This is a genomic window from Pseudomonas sp. S10E 269, assembly GCF_002798465.1.
Taxonomy (GTDB): domain Bacteria; phylum Pseudomonadota; class Gammaproteobacteria; order Pseudomonadales; family Pseudomonadaceae; genus Aquipseudomonas; species Aquipseudomonas pergaminensis.
Genome location: NZ_PHIJ01000001.1, coordinates 3,149,922 through 3,172,163 on the forward strand (window position 1 = coordinate 3,149,922; position 22,242 = coordinate 3,172,163).

Here is a 22,242-nt window from a genome sequence, read left to right on the forward strand (position 1 = left end):
GCAAAACGTACTCAGGCAAAACCCGTGTTGGCGTACGGCGGGTACTCGTCCGCACGGTCGGCGTCGGTGATCGGGCCGCCGGTGAGACCATATTTATCCAGGGTCTGCACCAGGTTGCCAAAGAACGCGTCCTGTTGTTTTTCCCGCTTCACCACCTCGATGATCGGGAACACAAAGCTGGTCACGATGCCCAGACCGGCGGTGGCCCAACCCAGTACGCCGGCGAAGGTCCCCGCGATGGCCGCCGCATCGGCAATGCCGAACAGGCCCGCGCCGCCTTCGATAATCGAGGCGACTGCCGCGCCGGTGCCCAGGGCGCCGCTGGTGAGGGAGAAACCGGCGTTGAGTTTATCCCCGGCAAACGCGCTGTTGACCCCGCTGATTAGGCCGAACACGCCGCCGATAAAGCTGCCGGTGCCGCCGACGATCTTGCCCAGGTTGCCCAGGCGGTTGAGGCCGTCGGTGTTCTGCACCATTTTGCCGGTGGGGAAGTCGCCGATCCCTTGGGGTTTGTTCGGGTCGATCGGGGTGGGTTTCCAGGTCATGCCGTAGCCGGCTTCCTTGGCGTACTTGGTGCCGCCCTCGGTGATCAGGCCGGCAAACTGCATGCCCGCCGCCACGCGCCCGGCGTTGTCCGCCGGGCTGTTGCCGCCCGTGGCCGAGCGCGCCGCCAGTACGCCGCCGGCCAGCAAGGCGCTGCCGATGTGCAGCAGGCCTTGTTTGTAAGAATCGCTGGCGTTGAGCTTCAGCCCGTCCACGGCCTTGGGCAGTACGTCGCTGATCTTCTGGCCCTGACGGTTCACGTCCCACATCGAGCGGATCAACGAGATCACGTCCTGTGGCTTGATCTGCGCCCCCGTGGCGTCTTTGAACATCTCCGGGTCGTCGGCCATGGCTTTCTCGATGATGGCCGTGGTCTTGGCCTCATCAAAGTTGCCATTGGCATCGCCGAACGCCCCCTTGAGCACGTCGTCGTTGGCGCCGTTGACCAGGGAGTCGGACACCGCCTGGTTGACGTACTGCTGCACCGTCGACGAGTCCTGGGCCGAGACCTTGTCACCGAGAAACTCTTTGAGCAATTCCGCGTGGGCGGCGTACTGGCCGATGGCGGTCATCGGGTCGGCGTTCGGCTGGGCGAGGGCGTCTTCCAGGTCCTTGCCGTTGAGGATGTGGTCCTTGAAGAACTGCTCGATGTCCCCGGACTTGCCGGACTTTTGCGCGATGACACTGAGGTCCACATGCCCATCGCCGCCCAGTGCCAGGTCGGTGAGGGTGGCGTCGGTGCCGGCCAGGCTCAGGGCGTCCATGAGCGACAGCGGTTTGCCATCAGCCCCTTTGGTGTTCAGGGCGGTGTTGAGCACATTGCCACTGTTGATCTGGCCGTCCTGGTAGGCCTGCAGTTCATGCTTGATCGCCGGGTCGCTGTTGACGATATCGCGCATGCCGGACGCTTGGTTTTGCGAGAGGAAGGTCTTCACATCCGGGTCACTGGACAACTTGCCGATGGCGGCATCGAGCTGGTCGGTGACCTTGGATTTGGTCGGGTTGAGGTGGTATTCGGTGTCCGCCGTAATCCCCGCATACAGGTCGCCGTCGCCCACTTTATCGCTGGCGGCCATGCGCGCGCGGGCGTCGCTGATTTCCATCATCACGGCGGCTTTGGTCTTGCCGTCGTAGTTCTCCGGGTGTTCGAGCACGTCCTTGGTCAGTTTGGAGGTGTCGACGTCGGCCACCGAGCTGCGTACCGCGGCGTTGCTGAGCATCATCAACACGCCGTGGTCGTCCTTGGGCGCCTGGTTTTCCAGCCACGCGCCGATGTTTTTCTGTTGGGTGATGCCGTCGGCCTTGGCGGTGGCGGGCAGGTCGCCGGCCATGTCGAGAGTGCGCAGCATGCCGGGGGTGGACCAATAGCCTGCGGCGCCGGTCAACTCGGGGCTCAGGCCCGAGTCATCCTTGATCGCCTTGAGATTGGCGGTGTTCAGGCTGCCATTGTTGGCGCGCTGGTTGGGCCCCTGCATTTCCGGGCCGGCGCTGCTTACCAGGGAGATATTGGCCATGACGATGGCGGCGGACTTGGCATTTTCCTTGGCCAGGTTTGTGGCGTCCGGGTTCTTGCTGAGGAAGGTGCCGTAGGACTTCGAGGCGGCCGACAGGTCCTTGTTCGATTGGCTGATGAACTTATCCACATCGGCGTGGGTAATCACCCCATCGCTTTTGCCCAGGCCGCCGCTGTCGAGGGCGTTCATCAGGCTCGGGCTGCCGGCCAGGTACTTGAGGCAGGCTTGGGCTTCGGGCGGCAGGTCGGCGGGCGGGTTGGAGAAGTCGATGGGGCGGTCGTGCAGGCCCCATTTGTCCCAGTTGTCGCTGAGCATTTTCGAGGCGGCGCGCGGACGGTCGAGGTCGCGTTCTTCCTGGGTTGGCGTGCCGCTGGTGTTGCCGACGATCTTGTCCCAGTCCTTGGCGCTGGCGTACTTGGAGTTGTCGATCCAGTTGGTGTCCACGGCGCCGTCGACGCCAAAGATACCGTTGGATTCTTTCACCACCGAGGCGTACAGGTCGGGGCTGATGGCCTGGGACACGATGATCTTGTCGCCGGAAGCGGTTTCGTAGCGGATCAGCCCGTGGCCGAGTTCTTCCGGGGTGCCCACCAGGCTCACGCTGCCGGCTTCATCGGCACTGGCCAGGCGGTAGCCTTCGTCCTTGCTGTCGTTGATCAGGCCCCAGGTTTCGCCGTCGGACTTCACTTTTTCGTACAGGTCGAGGTTGGTTTCCTTGCTGACGACCACCTTGTCGCCCGACAGGGTTTCGTAGCGAATCATCCCCGGCCCGACTTCGTCAGCCGGGCCGATGGCCTTGTAGGTGTCCAGGCCCGGTGCAGTGTCGCCGGCCTGGGCGATGCGGTAGCCGTCGGCCTTGCTCTTGTTCAGCGCGTCCACGGCGTCGGCTTTGCCGGCCATGCCGTCAAACAGGTACGGGGTCATCTGCTTGATAATGATGATGTCCTTGCCGTCGCGGGTTTTCAGCTCCAGGACGTTATCGGAAATCTTGGTGATGCTGGCGATGTTGGCCAGGGGCACGCCGGTGTTGCTGATGTCGGCCAGGTTCGGGTCGTCGAGGCGCTTGATCGCTTCTTGGTCGCCGGTGGCTTTGACGTCGGCGATCTTCTGGTCCTTGGTGTTGTCGGTCGCGGCCAGCACCTTGAAGTTGCCGGGGTGGGCGGCTTCCTTGAAGCCGGACAGGGCGCGGGACATTGCCGCGTCGAAGGTGGCGGCGACTTTCTTCAGGGCGTCGTCATTGCCGGGTGTCGAGTTGCTGCCGATCTTGTACGTTGCCATCGCGGGGTACTCTGAAAGCGGGATAGGCCTTCAAGGTGACGCCAGCGTGCGGCAGTTTTGTTGCAAAACGGCCGCCGGCGCTAAGTTCCACAACGTTTCACGGCTGTGGAAAAGTGTCTGGTCAAAAAACGTACAGTTTCTTACAAGCCATACGGCTAATGGCTTTCAGGCCCTTACGCTCAAGTTATCCACAGGTGGTTCCACAGGGATTGTGGGTAACGCCCACAGTTCAGTGACAGCCTGATGACGTCCACACCCGTTGCGCGCTGTGGTGCAGGATGCCATGGCGGCGGGCGAGGGCGGGGCGGTCCTTGCTGTAGCCGCCGCCGATCACGCCCATCACCGGGATGTCGCGGCCCAGGCAGTGGCGCATCACGCTTTCATCGCGGGCGGCCACGCCTTGGTCTGTCAGCTTGAGGTAGCCGAGGGCGTCGTCCTTGTGCACATCGACGCCGGCGTCGTACAGCACCAGGTCGGGTTGGTACAGCGGCAGCAGGTAGTTGAGGGCGTCGTCCACCACCTTGAGGTAGTCGGCATCGCCCATGCCCATCGGCAGCGGAATGTCCCAGTCGCTCTGGGCCTTGCGGGCCGGGAAATTCTTTTCACAGTGCAGCGACACGGTGATGGCATCCGGCGTGTCGTGGAGGATGCGCGCGGTGCCGTCGCCCTGGTGCACGTCGCAATCAAAGATCAGCACGCGATTCACTCGGCCGCTGGCCAGCAGGTAATGGCTGATCACCGCCAGGTCATTGAAGATGCAGAAACCCGCCGGGTAATCGTAGTGGGCGTGGTGGGTGCCGCCCGCAAGGTGGCAGGCCAGGCCGTGTTCCAGCGCCTGCTCCGCCGCCAGGATCGAGCCGCCGACCGCACGTACGGTGCGTCGGGCCAGGGCTTCGTTCCACGGCAGGCCGAGGCGACGTTGGTCTTCGCGAGACAGCTCGCCGCCCATGTAGCGCTCGATGTAGCCCCTGTCATGGGCCAGGGCCAGAATCTCTGGCGGGCACAGTTGTGGGCGCAGCAACTGGCTGTCCTCGGTCAGGCCGCTGTCGACCAGGTGGTCGCGCAGCAGACGGAACTTGTCCATGGGGAACCGATGGTCCGCCGGGAACTCGGGGCTGTAGTCATCGTGGTAGATCAATGGCAAAGGCATGGGATTTTCTGACGGGAACCTGCGACGGATCTTAACAGCGCTGTACACTCACGGACATGGCAAGGGAGGGGACCCATGGAGCCGATACTGGAATTGGAAAGTGCACGCCTGGTGTTGCGCCAATGGCGCGACAGCGACTTGCCGGAGTTTGCGCGCATGTGCGCCGACCCGCAGGTGATGCGTTATTTCCCGGCCAAACTGAGCCACTTGGAAAGCGCCGCGTTGATCGGCCGCATTCGCGGCCACTTCGCCGAATACGGCTTTGGCCTGTGGGCATTGCAGCGCAAGGACACCGGCGAATTCATCGGCCTTACCGGGCTGTTGAATGTCAGCTTCGACGCCGACTTCGCCCCGGCGGTGGAGATCGGCTGGCGCCTGGCCCGCGAACACTGGGGCCTGGGATACGCCAGCGAGGCCGCGTGGACCGCATTGCGCTGTGGGTTTGATCGCTTGAGCCTGGACGAAATTGTAGCCTTCACCACGGAGGCCAATCTGCCATCACAAAAAGTCATGCAAGCCATCGGTATGCATTACGATCCGCTGGCAGATTTTGAACACCCCAAGGTCGCAGCCGATGACCCGCTGCGCCATCATGTTTTGTATCGCATCACCCGCGCCCAATGGTTGGACACGCTGCACGGATAGGCAGCCCGGAATGCCCCGTAGATTTTAGGAGTTGCTCTATGAGCCAAGTATTGGAAGATCTGGTGGACTTGCTGACCCTGGAGCCGATCGAGGAAAACCTCTTTCGCGGCCGCAGCCAGGACCTGGGTTTTCGCCAGCTGTTCGGCGGCCAAGTGCTCGGCCAGTCGTTGTCGGCAGCCAGCCAGACCGTAGAAGAAGCGCGGCACGTGCATTCCCTGCACGGTTATTTCCTGCGCCCTGGCGACGCGAAGTTGCCGGTGGTGTACTCGGTGGACCGCGTGCGCGACGGCGGCAGTTTCAGTACGCGCCGCGTGACCGCGATCCAGAAGGGCCACCCGATCTTCACTTGCACCACCTCGTTCCAGTACGACGAACAGGGCTTCGATCACCAGACCACCATGCCCGTGGTGGTTGGCCCGGAAAACCTGCCGTCGGAGCTGGAACTGACCCAGCAGCGCGCGCACCTGATCCCCGAGCACATGCGCGACAAGCTGCTGTGCCCCAAGCCGATCGAAGTGCGCCCGGTGACCGAGAAAGACCCGTTCAACCCGCAGCCGTCCGACCCGGTCAAATACGTGTGGTTTCGCGCCGACGGCGCCCTGGCTGATGCGCCGGCGCTGCATAAATACCTGCTGGCCTACGCCTCGGACTTCGGCCTGCTGACCACCTCGCTGCTGCCCCATGGCAAGACCGTGTGGCAGAAAGACATGCAGGTCGCCAGCCTCGACCACGCGCTGTGGTTCCACGCTGACCTGCGTGCCGATGACTGGTTGCTCTACGCCATGGACAGCCCATGGGCCGGCAATTCCCGCGGGTTCTCCCGTGGCAGCGTGTACAACCGCGCCGGGCAACTGGTGGCCTCGGTGACCCAGGAAGGCCTGATTCGCCATCGCAAGGATTGGGCATGAGCCTGGCGGACGTCAGGCACTGGGTGTTCGACATGGACGGCACCCTCACGGTCGCCGTGCATGACTTCGCGGCCATTCGCGTGGCCCTGGAGATTCCGCCCGAGGACGACATCCTCACTCACTTGGCGGCGTTGCCGACGGAGGTTGCGGCGGCCAAGCACGCCTGGCTGCTGGAGCATGAGCGGGCGTTGGCGCTGGGTTCGGTGGCTGCCGAAGGCGCGGTGGAACTGGTGCGCGAGCTGGCCGGACGTGGCTATCGCCTGGGCATCCTGACCCGCAATGCGCGCGAGTTGGCGCATATCACCCTGGAAGCGATCGGCCTGGCGGACTGCTTTGCCATCGAGGACGTACTGGGGCGTGATGATGCGCAACCCAAGCCCGATCCGGATGGCCTGCTGAAGCTGGCGGCCGCTTGGGACGTGGCGCCGAGCGAAATGGTGATGGTCGGCGATTACCGCTTCGACCTGGATTGTGGCCGGGCGGCGGGAACGCGGACGGTATTGGTGAACCTGCCGGAGAACCCCTGGCCGGAATTGGCAGATTGGCATGCCGAGGATTGCTCGGTGTTGCGCCGGATGATTTAGATCGGTCTTTGAAGATCCAATGTGGGCGCGGGCTTGCTCGCGAATGCGGTGCGCCAGTCAACATTTTCAGTGACTGACACACCACATTCGCGAGCAAGCCCGCTCCCACAGTTTTATCCGGTTCCGTCAGTTATTGGACGAACAACACCCGCTGGCCTTCCGGTGACGTAAACATCCCATCCCCGTTATGCCCCACCCCCGGCACTTCCACCAGATGATGGCTCAACTGCGGATGACGCTGCTTGAGGTAGTCAAAATAGTTGTGCCCGCGAATCAGGCGATAGGCGCCTTGGGTTTCGGCGGCGCAGCTTTTATCCAGCGCCGGGTGGTTCGGGTCAGTGTCTTGCTGGCCCAGCAGGTAGGTGATGTTGCGGGACACGTAGGCCTGCTCAAGCTGCTCGGCGCTCTGGCCCTTGGCATAGGCCGGCAGGTTTTGCAGGCCGTACTTCCAGTCGTTGAAATCGGGGCAACTGGCCGTGTCGAATTTCACCGGGCGCTGCGGGGTGAAATAGGCGTAGGAGGATGGATTGGCCACTACGTAGCGCAGGCTGATGCCTTCGGTCTGCAGGGTTGGGTGGTCGTGTCCGGTGAGCGCGAAACGCTGCACCACCTGGCCGCCGCCGGAATGGCCGGCGATCACGATCTCTTTGAGCGCCGGGAACAGCTTGCGGTTGCCCAAGTGCTTGATGATCTGGTCGAGAGCGCCATAGGAGCTGATCTGCCCCGGACCGGTGGAGGGGTCGCCGGCCATCCAGTCGTTGCCATTCCAGTGCAGCAGCTGGTTGTCGAGGTGGTTACGCTTCACGTCGGATTCATTTAGAAACTGCGGCGCAATCACCAGTGTATGGGCGGCCTGGCCCACATGCTCGGCGGCGTCTTCACCGCTTTGCAGGTAAGTCTGCGCATTGCGCAGGCGACCATGCACGATGATCAAGGCGCGGGTGACCTGGGGCAGCGGTTTAGTCCAGTCCTGGCTTAAACCCAGGCTGAGGTCGCCGGCCTCCAGGTGGAAACGATCGGGACTGACTTCTTTTACGCCATGCTCTTTTACGACAGGCCCGGCGGCCAAGGCGGAACAGGTGACCAACAAACCCAGCAGCAATCCCAATCGTTTATTCATCTAAAGACTCTTGGCGGTAAAGGTGTCGCATTGAGTGATCTGGCCCTGGGCGAAGCCGGTCTTGAACCAGCGAACCCGCTGTGCCGAGGTGCCGTGGGTAAACGAGTCCGGCACCACGCGCCCTTGACCCTGTTGCTGCAAGCGGTCATCGCCAATGGCGTTGGCCGCATTCAGTGCTTCTTCAATGTCGCCAGGCTCCAGCCAGTTCAGGCGCTTTTGCGCACGGTTGGCCCATACCCCGGCAAAACAGTCGGCTTGCAGCTCCTGGCGCACCAGCAGGCCGCCATCGCCTTGCATCTGCCGGCCCTGCTGGCGCGCGGCCTGGATCTTCGACGAGATGCCGAGCAGCGTCTGCACGTGGTGCCCGACTTCGTGGGCGATCACATACGCTTGGGCAAAGTCGCCGGCGGCCTGGAAGCGTTGCGACATTTCCCGGAAGAAATCCAGGTCCAGGTACACCTGCTGGTCAGCCGGGCAATAAAACGGGCCACTGGCCGAGGTGGCGCCACCGCAGGCCGAATTCACCCGGCCGCGGAACAGAATCAGTTTCGGGTTCTTGTAGGCTAATCCGTTTTCCTGGAACACCTGCCCCCAGGTGTCTTCGGTGTCGCCCAGTACGGCGCGGACAAAATCAGCTTGCTCATCGTTGGCCGGAGGGGCCTGGCGCGACTGCGTGCTCACAGACGGCGCCTGTTCCATCTGGCCGGTCAGTTGGCCGAGGATCTGCATGGGGTCCTGGCCGGTCAGCCAGCCGATGCCGACGATCAGCACGATGGCCGTGAGGCTCAGGCCCTTGCCGCCCCCAAAGCGCATGCCGCCACCACCGCCTCCAGTGTCATCGCGGGCATCTACCACGTTGTCGCTGCGTCGGCCTTTTTTCCATAGCATGGGGCAATCCTCTCGATGAACTCTGGAACAGTGTTGTTGGTGCGTAGGAATGGCGCCAGCCCGGCTGTCCGACAGGTTCGAGAGCTGCGTAGTATCGCTGCTCTCGGCCGGTCCCGGCAGGGGCGCCAGATGAAACTTGTGTCAGCAATACCGCTTCAGTCGCGGCAGTAACCTTCGCCGGTATCCACCACCAGGCAATCCTTTTTATCCGCCAGCCATTTCAGCCCGGTGGCGGCACCGTCGCCGGCACGCAGCAGTTGCGGGCCGTCTGGACGGGTGAAGGTGATGCCGTCCTCGGCTGCTTCACCCTTGAAGGTGCCCGAGTCATCGGCGTCGAGGCCGTATTGCATGGTGAGGATGTAGTGACCACGGCCGATGCTGTCGTCCTTGGCGATGGTCAGGTTGAGGCCTTCGACGCCGATCCATTTGCCGACCCATTTGTCGGTGGGTGGGGTTTGCGGCACCAGGGTGGCCTGTACGGAAGCCGGCGCGGGCTTGGGCGCGTCCTTGGCTTCTTGGTTGCAGGCGGTGAGCAGGGCAAGGGCAGAAAGAACAAAGAGTATTTTTTTCATAGCGGCAGGGCCTTGGTTAAAAAGTGTACAACGCAGGGGCTAAGGTGCAGCGTTGGACTCGAATCCGGTGATTTAGTGCGCTGTTCGCACGGTGTTTGGTTATGCTCTTGGGGCAGACGCCGACCCGGCTGCTAGATTACCGGGTTGAGTCCTACCGTGCGCCACGCAAGAGAATTCAATGACTGTCAGTACCCCGCTTTCCGGCGTCAACCACCCCTTCAAAGGCATTTTGCTGATTGTGGTGGCGACGTTTCTGTTTTCCAGCCATGACGCCTTGTCCAAATACCTGGCGGGGTTCTACCCGATCGTGATGGTGGTCTGGGCCCGTTACCTGGTGCACACCTTATTGATGGCAGGCATCTTCCTGCCGCAATCGGGCCTGCGGGTGTTGCGCAGCAAGCGGCCGGGGATGCAGGTGGTGCGGGCGCTGTGCCTATTGGGCACCAGCCTGTTTTTCACCACGGCGCTGCATTACATCCCCCTGGCGGAAGCCACGGCGGTGAACTTCCTGGCGCCGATCCTGGTGACGGCGCTCTCGGTGCCACTGCTGGGTGAGCACGTGACGCGTGGCCAATGGCTGGCGGTGATCTGCGGGTTTGTCGGCGTACTGATCATCATCCACCCCGGCGGCGAACTGTTCACCCCGGCGGTGTTGCTGCCGCTGTGTTCGGCGCTGTTCTTCTGCTTCTACCAACTGCTCACGCGCATCCTCAGCCAATACGACACGCCCACCACCAGCAACTTCTTCGCCGGCCTGTGCAATACCTTGGTGATGAGTGCGATGGTGCCGTTCTTCTGGCAGGTCCCCACGCTGTGGCATGGCGTGTTGATGCTGGCCCTGGGCACGTGCGGGATGACCGCGCACTTGATGCTGACCCAGGCGTTCCGCTTTGCGGCGCCGGCCTTGCTGGCGCCGTTCGGCTATTGCCAGATCGTGTTCGCGGGGTTGTTGGGCTGGTTGGTGTTCAACCACACCCCGGACCTGACCACGGTGGTCGGCATCGGGGTGATCTGCATGAGCGGGCTGGCCGCTGCCTGGCAGCAGCGGCGCAGATAGCTTAGACGTCTACGGTCGGGATCTTGCGCGGGGCCATGAAGTACATCCAGGTCAGCGCAATGAAGTACATCGCCGGGATCAGGGTGAACAACACGGTGTAGTTGTTGTTGGTCACCGTCAGGATGTGGCCGACGATCTGGGTCATGAACATGCCGCCAATGGCTGCGCACATGCCGCCGAAACCGAACACCGTGCTCATCATGTGCTTGGGGGTGTAGTCCATCACCAGGCTCCAGATGTTGGCCGTCCAGGCCTGGTGCGCGCCAATCGCCAGGGAGATGGCAAACACCGCGACCCACAGCTGGCTTGAGCCGGCGGCCATGATCACAACGACGATGCAGCAGGCAAACAGCAGCATCGACAGCAGGCGCGCCTTGATCGAGTTCATGCCACGACCGATCAGGAACGACGACAGAATTCCCCCACCTACGCTGCCGAAGTCGGCGGTCAGGTAAATGATGATCAGCGGGATGCCCATCTGGGTCACGTTGATGCCCAGGTTGTATTGCTGGTTCAGGAACGGCGGCAGCCAATACAGGTAGAACCAGAACACCGGTGCGGTCATCGAGTAGGCGAGGGCGAAGGCCCAGGTGCCGCGCATGCGCAGGATGCGGCTGAACGGTACGCGGGGCTGTTCCGGTTCGACTTCCTGCTGCACGTAGTCCAGTTCGGATTGTTTGACGGTGGGATGGTCTTCCGGGTTGAAGTACTTCAAGCCCCAGAACACCAGCCAGATCCCGCCGAGTGCCGACATGCACAGGAACGCCGCCTGCCAGCCCCACATGTGCAGGATCAACGGCAGCAGCATCGGCGTCATCATCGCGCCGACATTGGTACCGGCGTTGAAAATACCGGTGGCCACCGCCCGTTCGCCGGCCGGGAACCACAAGCGTGTGGTCTTGACGCAGGCCGGGTAGTTGGCCGCTTCAGTCAGCCCGAGGATAAACCGGCACACCATGAAACCCACCGCCGAAGTAGCCAAGCCGTGGGCGCCGGTCGCCAGGCTCCATAACAGCACCGCGCAGAAGAACACGCGTTTCACGCCCACCCGGTCGATCAAGCGGCCCTGCAGCACGAAGCCGATGGCGTAGCCGACCTGGAACCAGAAGTTGATGTTGGCGTAGTCCATCGCCGTCCAGCTCATTTCCTTGGCGAGGATCGGCTGCATCACACCGAGCGCGGCGCGGTCGATGTAGTTGAGGGTGGTGGCGAAGAACACCAGGGCCAGCATGCCCCAGCGCGTTTTACCCACGGCCAGGGCGCCGCGGATCTTGTCGCCGATGCCGGCGTGCGGGTTGCCCGGGCGCGCGGCCAGGGCGGAGTTTTGCAGAGGCATGAGGTCGTACCCGTTTTTTTGAAATTTTTATGGTGTGTTCTGGGTCTTTGTTACCGGATCGATGGTGAGCAGCGGCTAAAAAATCGTCAATTCGCCAAAGCGGCATAGTGTTCGATAATCGCACCAAAAACTAACCGGTTCGTACATTTTAATTGCTGTCGACAGTTTAGCGGCCAATAATTTGCCGTAAATAAGACCATCCTCAAATGCCGGGAGTCGCCCATGCAACGCTCTATTGCCACTGTTTCCTTGAGCGGAACCCTGCCAGAAAAGCTCGAAGCCATCGCGGCGGCCGGGTTCGACGGTGTAGAAATCTTCGAAAACGATCTGCTGTATTACGATGGCAGCCCCCGCGAAGTCAGGCAGATGTGCGCCGACCTCGGCATTGCCATTACCTTGTTCCAGCCGTTTCGCGACTTTGAAGGCTGCCGCCGTGACCGCCTGGCGCGCAACCTGGAGCGCGCCGAACGCAAATTCGACTTGATGCAGGAACTGGGCACCGACCTGGTGCTGGTGTGCAGCAATGCCTCGGCCGACTGCGTGGGTGACGAACGCATTTTGCTCGACGACCTCAGCCTGCTCGCCGAGCACGCCGGCCGCCGAGACCTGCGCATTGGCTATGAAGCGCTGGCCTGGGGCAAGCACGTGAACACCTGGCAACAGGTATGGAACCTGGTGCGCCAGGTCGATCACCCGAGCCTTGGCGTGCTGCTCGACAGCTTCCACACCTTGTCGCTCAAAGGTGACCCGAGCGCCATCGCCGAGATCCCCGGCGACAAGATTTTCTTCGTGCAGATGGCCGACGCGCCGATCCTGGCCATGGACGTCCTGGAGTGGAGCCGGCATTTCCGCTGCTTCCCCGGCCAAGGCGAATTCGACCTGGCGGGGTTCCTCGCGCCGATCATCAAGAGTGGCTACACCGGGCCGCTGTCCCTGGAGATTTTCAACGACGGCTTCCGCGCCGCGCCGACTCGCGCGAATGCGGCGGATGGCCTGCGCTCCTTGCTGTACCTGGAAGAGAAGACCCGCGAGCGCCTGAAGCAGGAAGTGCCGGCGCAACCTGTCGAGATTCTGTTTGACACCCCGGCGGCCAGTGAATACGACGGCATCGAGTTCCTCGAATTCGCCGTGGACGAAAGCCTCGGCGCCAAGCTCACCCATTGGCTGGAACGCCTGGGGTTCGTCAAGGCCGGGCAGCATCGCTCCAAGAGCGTGAGCCTGTTGCGTCAGGGTGATATCAACCTGATCCTCAACTGCGAGCCCTATTCGTTCGCGCACAACTTTTTTGAGGCCCACGGGCCGTCGTTGTGCGCCACCGCGATTCGGGTCAAGGACAGCGCCAAGGCGCTGGAACGGGCGGTGGCGTACAAGGGCCAGCCGTATCGCGGCCTGGTTGGGCCCAACGAGCTGGAACTGGCGGCGGTGCGTGCGCCAGATGGCAGCCTGATTTACCTGGTGGATCAAAGCGAAGGCGGCTTGTATGACACCGACTTCAACCTGCAGCCTGCCGCGTCGTCCAGCGGCGGCTTGCTGCGCATCGACCACATGGCCATGGCCTTGCCGGCCGACAGCCTCGACAGTTGGGTGCTGTTCTACAAGAGCCTGCTGGATTTCGAAGCCGATGACGAAGTGGTGCTGCCCGACCCTTACGGCCTGGTGAAAAGCCGTGCCCTGCGCAGCCGTTGCAGCTCGATCCGCCTGCCGCTGAACATCTCCGAAAACCGCAACACGGCGATTTCCCACGCGCTATCGAGCTATCGCGGCTCGGGCGTGCACCACATTGCCTTCGACTGCGCGGATATTTTCGCCGAGGTGCGCCGCGCCAAAGAGGCGGGTGTGCCGCTGCTGGATATCCCGCTCAACTATTACGACGACCTGGCGGCGCGTTTCGATTTCGATGACGAGTTCCTCAGCGAATTGGCGTACTACAACGTGCTGTACGACCGCGACGCCCAGGGCGGTGAGTTGTTTCACGTGTACACCGAGCCTTTCGAGGGGCGGTTTTTCTTCGAGATCATCCAGCGCAAGAACGGCTATGCCGGCTACGGCGCGGCCAACGTGGCAGTGCGCCTGGCGGCGATGGCCAAATCGCGCAGCGGTGCGGCGCGCCAGGCACGTTTATAACGGCGGGTCGGGTGCTTCCTTCGGCGAGCGTCGCGGCCCATAATCACGGCCTGCATAACACTGGCCGTGAGCGCACCATGACCTCCGAGGCACCCCGCAAGAGTCGTAAGAACAATCCGGAAAAGACCCGCGAGAACATACTCCAGGAAGCCATCGTCGAGTTTGTCCAGCAGGGCCTTTCCGGCGCTCGCGTGGACGCGATCGCCGAGCGTATCCACACCTCCAAACGCATGATCTATTACTACTTCGGCAGTAAGGAGCAGTTGTACGTCGAGGTGCTGGAGAAACTCTACGGCGACATCCGCAACACCGAAACGCGCATGAACCTCACGGCGCTGGAGCCCCGCGAGGCGATCCGCCGGCTGGTGGAATTCACTTTTGATCACCATGACCAGAACGTGGATTTCGTGCGCATCGTCAGTATCGAAAATATCCACAATGCCGAATATGTGAAGCGCACCGACACCATCAAGGCGATGAACAGCAAGATCCTTGAAGGGCTGGGCGAAACCTTGCGCCGTGGTGCCGAGCTGGGCTTGTTTCGCGAGGGGCTGGAGCCGTTGGACGTGCACCTGCTGATCAACTCGTTCAGCTTTTACCGCGTGTCCAACCGCCATACCTTCAGTGAGATTTTTCAGATCGATCTGTCGGATGAGGCGGTTAAACAGCGGCATCGGGACATGATTTGTGAGTCGGTGATGCGTTACTTGCAGGCTTGAGTAAGCGCGGCTCTCAAAACTGAAATGCAATCAATGTGGGAGCGGGCTTGCTTGCGAATGCAGTGGATCAGTCGCAACATGGTTGCCTGACCCGCCGCATTCGCGAGCAAGCCCGCTCCCACATTTTTTGATCCGGTTTCGGCAGTTAGGTATTCATGGCCTGGAAATGCGCCAACATACGCTGTGCATCCGGCACTTCCCCACTGAACAACTCAAACGCCTTCACCGCCTGAAACACCGCCATGTTGCCGCCGTCCAAGGTGCGGCAACCCAAGGCGCGGGCGTCGCGTAGCAGTTCGGTTTCCAGCGGGAAATACACGATCTCCGCCACCCACAATTGCGCCCGCAATAACGCTGCAGGCACCGGCGTGCCCGGCAGTTTGGCCATGCCCATCGGCGTGGTATTGACCAAGCCATCGGCCTCGGCCATCGCGTTTTCCAGGTGCTGGCCCACCTGGGCCCGACCAGCGCCGAAACGCAGCGCAAGGTTATCCACAAGGTCGCGGGCGCGACTGGCGTCCACGTCGAAAATACTCAAGTGCTGCACACCTTCCGCCAGCAGCGCATGGGCCACCGCCGCGCCAGCACCGCCGGCACCCATCTGCACCACACGCTCGCGGGCGACGTCATTCAAGTTGCGCCGAAAGCCTTCGGCGAACCCCAGGCAATCGGTGTTGTGGCCGATGCGTTTGCCGTCCTTGAACACCACCGTGTTGACCGCGCCAATGCCGCGAGCCTCGTCGGACAATTCATCGAGCAACGGCAGGATTGCCTGTTTGCACGGGTAGGTAATATTCAGTCCGGTGAAGTGCATGAGTTCGGCGGCGTCCAGTAGGTCGGGCAGGGCGTTGATGTCCAGGCGCAGCGGTTCGAGGTCGATCAGGCGATACAAGTAGCGCAGGCCCTGGGCATCACCTTCCTGTTCATGAAGGTCAGGTGTACGGGAGGCCTGGATACCGGCGCCGATCAGGCCGGCGAGGATGCGCGGTTTCATCGGGACGACCCTTTGAGCAACTGGCTGAAATGTTCCAGGGCCAGGTGGTAGCCGTGGCTGCCGAAGCCTGCGAGGACGGCCTTGGCAATGGGCGACACAAACGAGTGATGCCGGAACGCTTCACGGGCATGCACGTTGGAGAGATGCACTTCGATCACCGGGACTTCACTGGCCACCAGCGCGTCGCGAATCGCCACCGAGGTGTGGGTCCAGGCCGCGGGGTTGATCACAATGCCCGCGCAGCGGGCGCGGGCGCCGTGGATCCAGTCGAGCAATTCGCCTTCGTGGTTGGTCTGGCGAAATTCGATGTTCAAACCGAGCTGATCGGCGCTGCGCCCACACAGGGCGGCGACATCGGCGAGGGTTTCGTGGCCGTAGGTAGCGGGCTCGCGGGTGCCGAGCAGGTTGAGGTTGGGGCCGTTGAGCACCAGCACGATGGGCGGCATAGGGTGGATCTCCACAGTTCTTGTTAGTTGTGTGGATAAAATGTACTGGTTGGTTAATTTGGTCAATTGATGGCGCCGGATGTGTTCGATTACCGAACTGTTAATCGGCTCATTGTTGCGGTGGAATCAGATTAGATATCAATTGAAAATCATTCTCGACAACGCTTAAGATGCCCGTCTGTTTCCTTAACATTCCAGGGAGTCGGTTTGTCGGACGTGGATCTCAAAGGCCTGTTTCTCAAGCACGCCGATACCTTGCGCGGGTATCTGGCGCGCAAGGTGCGGGACCCGCAGTTGGCCGCAGACCTGGTGCAGGAGAGTTTCCTGCGCCTGGCGGAAAAACCGGCCGGCGAGCGCATCGACAACTCCCAGGGCTATCTCTATCGAACGGCGAGCAATCTGCTGATCGACCATATTCGCCAGGAAGCGCGGCGCAAGACAGACTCCGTGCCCCACGAGGCGCTGGCCGAGATTGAAGATGAAGTGGCCGGGTTGGAGGCTCAGGCAATGGCGCAGCAACAGCGACAGGCATTGAAGCAGGCACTGGCGGAGTTGCCGGAACGCACCCAGCAGATTTTCCGTCTCAACCGCATCGAAGGCATGACCCACGCCCAGGTCGCCCGGCACTTGGACATCTCTGACAGCTCAGTGCAAAAGCATCTGGCCAAGGCGTTGGCCTACGTGATGCAGCGCTTGCAGGAAGGCGAGGTGGCGCCATCCGACGAATGAGTTACCGAAATGCACCAGGTCAGACGTCACAGCGTTATATAACGAAAAATTCGAGATTCACACGTGAATAGCCAGGGTCCGCAACAGCACAGCATTACCGAGGCGGCCGCCGAGTGGGCGGTGCGCTTGCACGCCGGTGCCCTGACCGAACAGGAGCAGGCCGAGCTGCAGCATTGGATCGCCTGCGACAGCCGCCATGAAGCGGCATTGCGCTTTGCCGAGCAGACCTGGGCGGCATTGGGTGACGCGTACAAGGACGAACCGGTGCACCGTCAGCGCCCGCCAGCGGCGACGCCACCCGTGCGGCGTTCCACACGGCGTCGGCCGTGGCAGCGTGCGGCCGCCGTCGCGTTGGTTATGGTGGTGGCCGGTGTCGGCTGGGTGCGCGGGCCGGACATGGTGCTGCGGATGCAAGCCGACTACATCACCCCGAAAGGCGAGGTGCGCACCGTGCACCTGGCCGATGGCAGCAAGGTGGAGCTGGACTCCGACAGCGCCATCCGCCTGGACTACGACGGTGTGCAACGCCGTATCAGCCTGCTCCAGGGCTCGGCGATCTTTGATGTGGCGCCGATGGTGGGTGAGGAAACCCGGCCGTTCGTGGTGCAAAGCGCCGGGGGGCAAACCCGCGCGTTGGGCACGCGGTTTGTGGTGGCGCGCGAGGGCGATAGCCAGGCGTGGGTTGGCGTGCTGGAGCACAGTGTCGAGGTTTCCTTGCAAGCTATCCCGAAAAAGGGGCCGGCCGACCGGGTGGTCAAGGAGGGCCTGGCTGCGCGCTATAACCTCGAGGAGGGCATCGTGCCCCTGGACCAGCTCGATGTAGAGCGGGCCACCAGTTGGCGACGCGGCGTGCTGATTTTTGATCGCCAGCCGTTGGCCAAGGTTATCGAGCAGCTCAACCGCTACCGGCCTGGGCGTGTGGTGCTGGCCGATTCGGCATTGGGTGATCGCGAGGTCAGCGGGGTGTTTCGTCTCGACATGCTCGACACTGCCCTTGGCACGCTGACCCAGGAGTTGCAAGTGCAGCGCTTGGACCTGGCGGGCTTAAGCCTGATCTATTGATTGTCCTGTTGGCGCTGGCCAAGGGACCGTGCTCCCGCCAGCGGCCTGACAGCCGATCCAACTGTGGGAGCGGGCTTGCCCGCGAAGGCGGCCTAACTGCCGACCACTCTCCCACTGTCACCCCACGGTCCAAATGTGGGAGCAGGCTTGCCCGCGAAGACGGCCTAACAGCCGACCACTCTCCCACTGTCACCCCACGATCCAGATGTGGGAGCTGGCTTGCCTGCGAAGGCGCCCTGACAGCCGGCCACTCTCCCACTGTCACCCCACGATCCAACTGTGGGAGCAGGCTTGCCCGCGAAGGCGGCCTGACAGCCGACCACAATCCAACTGTCACCCCGCGATCTAAATGTGGGAGCTGGCTTGCCTGCGAAGGCGGCCTGACAGCCGACCTGGATGTTGGGGCAGACCGGGTACATATCCGTTATTTGGGTAACGGCTGCTATGGGTTCCGCCCTTACGGCGGCTCACTTTTGAAAAGCCCAAAAGTAAGCAAAAGGCTCTTGCCCCAACACTCGGCACCTCGCCTAGGCTCGGTGTGCCCGTAATCCGACAGGTATTTGGGGGCCGCCGCCACGCGCCATCCATGGCGCGGGGCGGCTAAACCGGCATCCCTGCCGGTTTACCCCCCAAATCCCTGTCGAATTCCGGCCAGCGTGTTTGACGGGGCGCCTAAGATCAAAAGCCAGATCACAAGCCAGATCAAAAGCCAGATCAAGATCACGATCAAAAGCGGCTCGCTTCGCATCGTGGGTACCTGGGGCTACAGCGTTGTGTTCGTACTTGTGGTTATCGCCGGCAAGTCGGCTCCTTTTTGCTGCCTGACATCCCTTTGTTAAAAAACTTTTGAAAAAGTCTTACTGACTTCCTGCGCGTCGTACGTCTTGCTAGGTGAGAAGCATTCGCATAAACAAAAAGCGCTTAGCGCAGGGAACATCCTAAATGTCAGCACTCAACAAGGGGCGTATCACCGGTAGCCGGTTAGCCCTGGCCATTCATCTGGGGCTGTTCGCCGCAGTCGCTCCGGTGTGTGCCGCGCAGCCGCAGTCGGGCGCGACTCAACCTGCCGTGCTGACGTTTGATATTCCCGCGCAACCTCTGGGCAGTGCCGTGCTGGCCTTTGCTGATCAGGCCGGTTTGCAGGTGTTGTTCGACAGCCAGCGTCTGCAAGGCTTGAGCAGCACGGCGATCAAGGGCAGTTTCAGCGTGCAGGAAGGCCTGGGCCGTTTGCTCGGGGCCGCGCCGGTGGAGTATCGCTTTACCAGCGAGCGCCAGGTCACGCTCAACCGTGTCAGCGACGATCACGACGGCGCGATGACCGTAGGCACCACGACCATCACCGGCAACACCACTGGCCAGGCCAGTGATTGGGTGTATCAGACCCCAAAGTCCGTGGCAGTCATCAGCCGTGACATGATCGACAAACGTCCACCCCGTCACGCGGCCGACATGCTTGAGGAAACCGCCGGCGTCTACACCGCCGTCAACCAGCGTGACCCCGGCCTCTCGGTGAATATTCGTGGCGTGCAGGATTACGGCCGCGTGAACATGAACATCGACGGCATGCGCCAGAATTTCAACGTCAACGGTCACCAGCAGCGCAACGGCACCATGGTGATCGACCCGGAGTTCGTTTCCAGCATCGAGATCGACAAGGGCAGCCAGTCGGGGCAGGGTGGGGCGGCCGTACTCGGCGGGATCGCCTCGTTCAAGACCCTGGACGCCAGCGAGTTCCTCAAGGACGGTAAAGAGATCGGCGGACGTTTTCGCGCGGGCAGCGGTATCGGTGAGTTGGGCAACGGTACCTACTTCAATGGCAGTGGCGTGTTTGCCTTTGGTGATGAGCGTGGCGATGTGCTGCTCGGCTATAGCGAGCGGCATTTCGGCAACTACCGCGCCGGTACCCACAATGACCAGAAGCTGGGCACCAACCTGCGTGCGCGCAAGGTCATGCCTGCCGCGTTCGATGATTGGTTGAACAGCGAAGTCGGCGACATGGGCAGCGTGACCCGTTCGCAGATCATCAAGCTCGGCCTCAACCTGCCGAATGACCAGCGTGTGCAACTGAGCTACCTGGAGAGTGACAGCGACAGCAACGATGCCTGGGCCTATACCTCCGATGACAATCAAAGTGTGTTCTACCACCGTGTCAGCAAGAACAACCTCAACGCCAAGAACTTTGCGCTGGACTACAGCTACACGCCGGATAACCCGCTGGTCGATCTGAAGGCCAAGGTTTACTACGTCACCACTCAACTGGACCGTGCCAACACACCGAACATGGCGTCGGTGGGCACCGGCAACTACGTGGGGGCCTACACCGATCACTTCCAGACTGACACCTGGGGTCTACAGGGTGACAACACCTCGCGGTTTGATTTCGGCGAATGGGGACATGTGAGCTGGAACTACGGCGTGGAGTTGTACCAGGACGAGTTCAAGCCACGGACCAACAAGGTCGAAGCCGTCAACCTGCTCGGCCTGCTGCCCTATGCCGAAGGCGGCACGCCCGGCGGTAAACGTACCATCGCCAGCCTCTTCAATAACCTGCAATACGAATATGACGACTGGCTGACCGTCGACGGCGGCCTGCGTTACGACCGCTACAGGCTTGAAGGCGAAACCGGCATGACGCTGTACCGGCGTGATCGCTTCTACAGCAGCCTGGTGGGCGCCAAGCGCGTGTCCGAAGTGATTGATATCGACCGTGAGGAAGGCCAGTTTTCCCCGACCTTCGGCATCGCGGTTAAACCCGGCGTGGACTGGTTGCAGTTGTACACCCGCTGGGGCAAGGGCTGGCGCCCACCAGGGGTGACCGAAACCTTCATGACCGGTCGCCCCCACGGCGGCGGCTCGGGTGAGCGTGTGTTTCCAAACCCTTACCTCAAGCCGGAGGAATCCAAGGATTGGGAAGTGGGCATGAACGTGTTCAAGGAAGGGTTGTTGTTCAGTGACGACCGCCTGGGCATGAAGGTGGCTTACTTCGATACCAAGATCGAGAACTTCTCGTTCCTGAACACCAGCGTCAGCCTGCCGGAAACCACCGTCGGCGGCTTTCTCGGCACCATGGCCTACGTCAACAACACCAACCCCACGCGCTTTCGCGGCATGGAGTACCAGCTCAACTACGACATGGGCCGGGCGTACGCCAACTTCAGCTACACCCACATGATCGGCAGCAACGAGTTCTGTTCGAAGAACTACTACCTGGGCGGCGCGAAGAAGAACGGGCCGAGCACGTCGCGTATCGAACGCTATGTGGACGCAAACGGCGTTTCCCGCATCCGGCTCGTGACCCGCTACGAAGTGCTCGACGATGACGTCGCCAACAACAAGGAAAGTTGCGGCCGGATCATGGGTAACGCCACCTACATGCCCGCCGACCGCGGCTCCCTGACCCTGGGGGCGCGCTTCCTGGACAAACGCCTGGATACCGGCGTGCGTGTGCGCTACAGCGCGGGCAATGGGGAGAACCTGAATCAGCAGGGTTACGACCTGATCGACCAGGCGCTCTGGCCCCAGTACACCCTGTATGACCTGTACGCCAGCTACTGGATGACCGACCACTTGAACATTGCGCTGGCGTTGGAAAACGCCACCGATGAGGCTTATTTCGTCGCCATGGGCGATGCCAACAACCTCAGCCTGGCCCGCGGCCGGACCCTGAGCGGGATGTTGGAATACAAGTTCTGATCAGTAGCAGCCTGTACTTGATCAATGGTTTTACCCAAGGGTGGGTAAAAAAGTGCGCCACTTGTGCGTGCTCATCAATAGCGTTGTTTAACGAGGTTTAGTGATGACTATTTCTGTTAGCTACGATTCTGGCTTGGGTTCTATCACTGTTAACGAGTACCTGAGCGCCTGGGCCCTGGGCTTCGCCACTGCGGGTCACGGCAGTAGCAATACCGGTGGTTTCAGCAATGGCTCCCTCAGCGGTGACCAGTACGCTACCCACGGTGCCAACAGCTCGGATTACGCCTTTATCGCCGACAGCGACACCAGCAATGGCCTGCACTACGTGTTCAACCCTACGCTGCCGGCGAGCAGCAACCAGAACCACTTCCTGTGGGGCGAGCTGGATAACGTTCAACTGGGCACTGGCCTGGGCGGTGGTGGCGGCAGCGATTTCAGCCTGACCGACTTCAAGGTGGCGTTCAACGGCCTCGACCTGAGCGCGGCGTCGGACGCCGGTCGCGTCGGCAACGAGGTGCAGAGCGTGATCTACGGCCTGATGCAGGGCAACACGTCTGCCCTGGAAACCGTCCTCACCGATCTGCTGGGTTCGATCGGCGAAGGCCTCAACAGCACCTTCGACGACATCGCCGCTGCGGTCGCCAGCCACGCCGCTTCCCCGGCGGCCACCGACGTTGCGCTGGTGGGCGTGCAAGACGTGGCGCAGGACTGGGCACTCGCGGCCTAAACCCTCTGCTGCATGAAAAAAGCGAATGGAAGATCGCTCTCCCATTCGCCGCATGACACACCGTCGTTGCCCAAGCCTTCTAACTCTTCAGGCGACGGCGGTGCCGAATTCTGCGCAGCGTCGCATGGCCTGTCAACGCGGCGACGCTGCCCG

The 22,242-nt window shown here is 61.8% G+C and carries 18 protein-coding genes; 10 read left to right on the forward strand and 8 right to left on the reverse strand.

What is annotated here, in order from left to right; genetic code table 11:
* Positions 1–11: 11 nt before the first annotated feature.
* Entirely contained in the window at positions 12–3,335 is a 3,324-nt protein-coding gene (locus CWC48_RS14665; RefSeq protein ID WP_100492101.1) for a type III effector HrpK domain-containing protein, read from the reverse strand.
* Positions 3,336–3,564: 229 nt separating this feature from the next.
* On the reverse strand, positions 3,565–4,485 hold the full coding sequence (locus tag CWC48_RS14670) for a histone deacetylase (RefSeq protein WP_100492102.1): 921 nt from the start codon (positions 4,483–4,485) through the stop codon (positions 3,565–3,567).
* A gap of 75 nt (positions 4,486–4,560) precedes the next feature.
* Here CWC48_RS14670 and CWC48_RS14675 point away from each other — a divergent pair, with 75 nt between their 5' ends.
* The 3 genes from CWC48_RS14675 to CWC48_RS14685 are packed head-to-tail and all read left to right on the forward strand — an operon-like array spanning position 4,561 to position 6,622.
* Positions 4,561–5,130 carry a GNAT family N-acetyltransferase gene (locus CWC48_RS14675; protein ID WP_078050296.1) on the forward strand — a complete coding sequence of 190 codons (570 nt, stop codon included), beginning with the start codon at positions 4,561–4,563 and terminating at the stop codon, positions 5,128–5,130.
* A 38-nt stretch (positions 5,131–5,168) separates the two neighbouring features.
* Positions 5,169–6,038 (forward strand): acyl-CoA thioesterase II, encoded by an 870-nt coding sequence (gene tesB / locus CWC48_RS14680; protein ID WP_025858197.1) that lies wholly within the window; start codon positions 5,169–5,171, stop codon positions 6,036–6,038.
* Positions 6,035–6,622, forward strand: coding sequence for an HAD family hydrolase (locus tag CWC48_RS14685; protein ID WP_078050295.1), 588 nt, complete (start codon positions 6,035–6,037; stop codon positions 6,620–6,622). Before tesB ends, CWC48_RS14685 begins: the two co-directional genes overlap by 4 nt.
* Positions 6,623–6,752: 130 nt before the next feature.
* On the opposite strand, the gene CWC48_RS14695 is transcribed toward CWC48_RS14685, so the two are convergent.
* The 3 genes from CWC48_RS14695 to CWC48_RS14705 all read right to left on the reverse strand — a co-directional run bounded on the left by CWC48_RS14695 (position 6,753) and on the right by CWC48_RS14705 (position 9,202).
* Positions 6,753–7,742 carry a hypothetical protein gene (locus tag CWC48_RS14695; protein ID WP_100492104.1) on the reverse strand — a complete coding sequence of 330 codons (990 nt, stop codon included), beginning with the start codon at positions 7,740–7,742 and terminating at the stop codon, positions 6,753–6,755.
* Positions 7,743–8,630 carry a neutral zinc metallopeptidase gene (locus tag CWC48_RS14700; RefSeq protein WP_078050293.1) on the reverse strand — a complete coding sequence of 296 codons (888 nt, stop codon included), beginning with the start codon at positions 8,628–8,630 and terminating at the stop codon, positions 7,743–7,745.
* 155 nt (positions 8,631–8,785) lie between these two features.
* Positions 8,786–9,202: a membrane lipoprotein lipid attachment site-containing protein gene (locus CWC48_RS14705; protein WP_078050292.1), complete on the reverse strand. Its 417-nt coding sequence runs from the start codon at positions 9,200–9,202 to the stop codon at positions 8,786–8,788.
* A gap of 178 nt (positions 9,203–9,380) precedes the next feature.
* Between CWC48_RS14705 and CWC48_RS14710 the strand changes: the two genes are divergently transcribed.
* Positions 9,381–10,259, forward strand: coding sequence for a DMT family transporter (locus CWC48_RS14710; protein ID WP_078050291.1), 879 nt, complete (start codon positions 9,381–9,383; stop codon positions 10,257–10,259).
* Position 10,260: 1 nt separating this feature from the next.
* Here the strand turns inward: CWC48_RS14710 and CWC48_RS14715 are convergent, their stop codons facing one another.
* Entirely contained in the window at positions 10,261–11,595 is a 1,335-nt protein-coding gene (locus tag CWC48_RS14715; protein ID WP_100492105.1) for an MFS transporter, read from the reverse strand.
* Positions 11,596–11,817: 222 nt separating this feature from the next.
* Between CWC48_RS14715 and quiC the strand changes: the two genes are divergently transcribed.
* Complete coding sequence (gene quiC, locus CWC48_RS14720) at positions 11,818–13,719, forward strand: 3-dehydroshikimate dehydratase QuiC (RefSeq protein WP_100492106.1); 1,902 nt, start codon at positions 11,818–11,820, stop codon at positions 13,717–13,719.
* A 77-nt stretch (positions 13,720–13,796) separates the two neighbouring features.
* The gene (locus CWC48_RS14725; RefSeq protein ID WP_078050288.1) at positions 13,797–14,438 is read left to right on the forward strand and encodes a TetR/AcrR family transcriptional regulator; all 642 of its coding nucleotides are present in this window, start codon (positions 13,797–13,799) and stop codon (positions 14,436–14,438) included.
* A gap of 145 nt (positions 14,439–14,583) precedes the next feature.
* Here CWC48_RS14725 and CWC48_RS14730 read toward each other — a convergent pair whose 3' ends face one another.
* Together CWC48_RS14730 and aroQ are read right to left on the reverse strand one after the other, a co-directional pair.
* The gene (locus CWC48_RS14730) at positions 14,584–15,432 is read right to left on the reverse strand and encodes a shikimate dehydrogenase (RefSeq protein WP_078050287.1); all 849 of its coding nucleotides are present in this window, start codon (positions 15,430–15,432) and stop codon (positions 14,584–14,586) included.
* Positions 15,429–15,878 (reverse strand): type II 3-dehydroquinate dehydratase, encoded by a 450-nt coding sequence (aroQ, locus tag CWC48_RS14735; RefSeq protein ID WP_078050286.1) that lies wholly within the window; start codon positions 15,876–15,878, stop codon positions 15,429–15,431. The genes CWC48_RS14730 and aroQ overlap by 4 nt, the downstream gene beginning before the upstream one ends.
* 207 nt (positions 15,879–16,085) lie before the next feature.
* On the opposite strand from aroQ, the gene CWC48_RS14740 reads away from it, so the two are divergent.
* The 4 genes from CWC48_RS14740 to CWC48_RS14760 all read left to right on the forward strand — a co-directional run bounded on the left by CWC48_RS14740 (position 16,086) and on the right by CWC48_RS14760 (position 22,089).
* Positions 16,086–16,607, forward strand: coding sequence for an RNA polymerase sigma factor (locus CWC48_RS14740; protein ID WP_078050285.1), 522 nt, complete (start codon positions 16,086–16,088; stop codon positions 16,605–16,607).
* A 63-nt stretch (positions 16,608–16,670) separates the two neighbouring features.
* Positions 16,671–17,669: a FecR family protein gene (locus CWC48_RS14745; protein WP_100492107.1), complete on the forward strand. Its 999-nt coding sequence runs from the start codon at positions 16,671–16,673 to the stop codon at positions 17,667–17,669.
* 942 nt (positions 17,670–18,611) lie between these two features.
* On the forward strand, positions 18,612–21,362 hold the full coding sequence (locus tag CWC48_RS14755; RefSeq protein WP_100492109.1) for a TonB-dependent receptor: 2,751 nt from the start codon (positions 18,612–18,614) through the stop codon (positions 21,360–21,362).
* A 103-nt stretch (positions 21,363–21,465) separates the two neighbouring features.
* On the forward strand, positions 21,466–22,089 hold the full coding sequence (locus CWC48_RS14760; RefSeq protein WP_078050282.1) for a heme acquisition protein HasA: 624 nt from the start codon (positions 21,466–21,468) through the stop codon (positions 22,087–22,089).
* Positions 22,090–22,242: the final 153 nt, after the last annotated feature.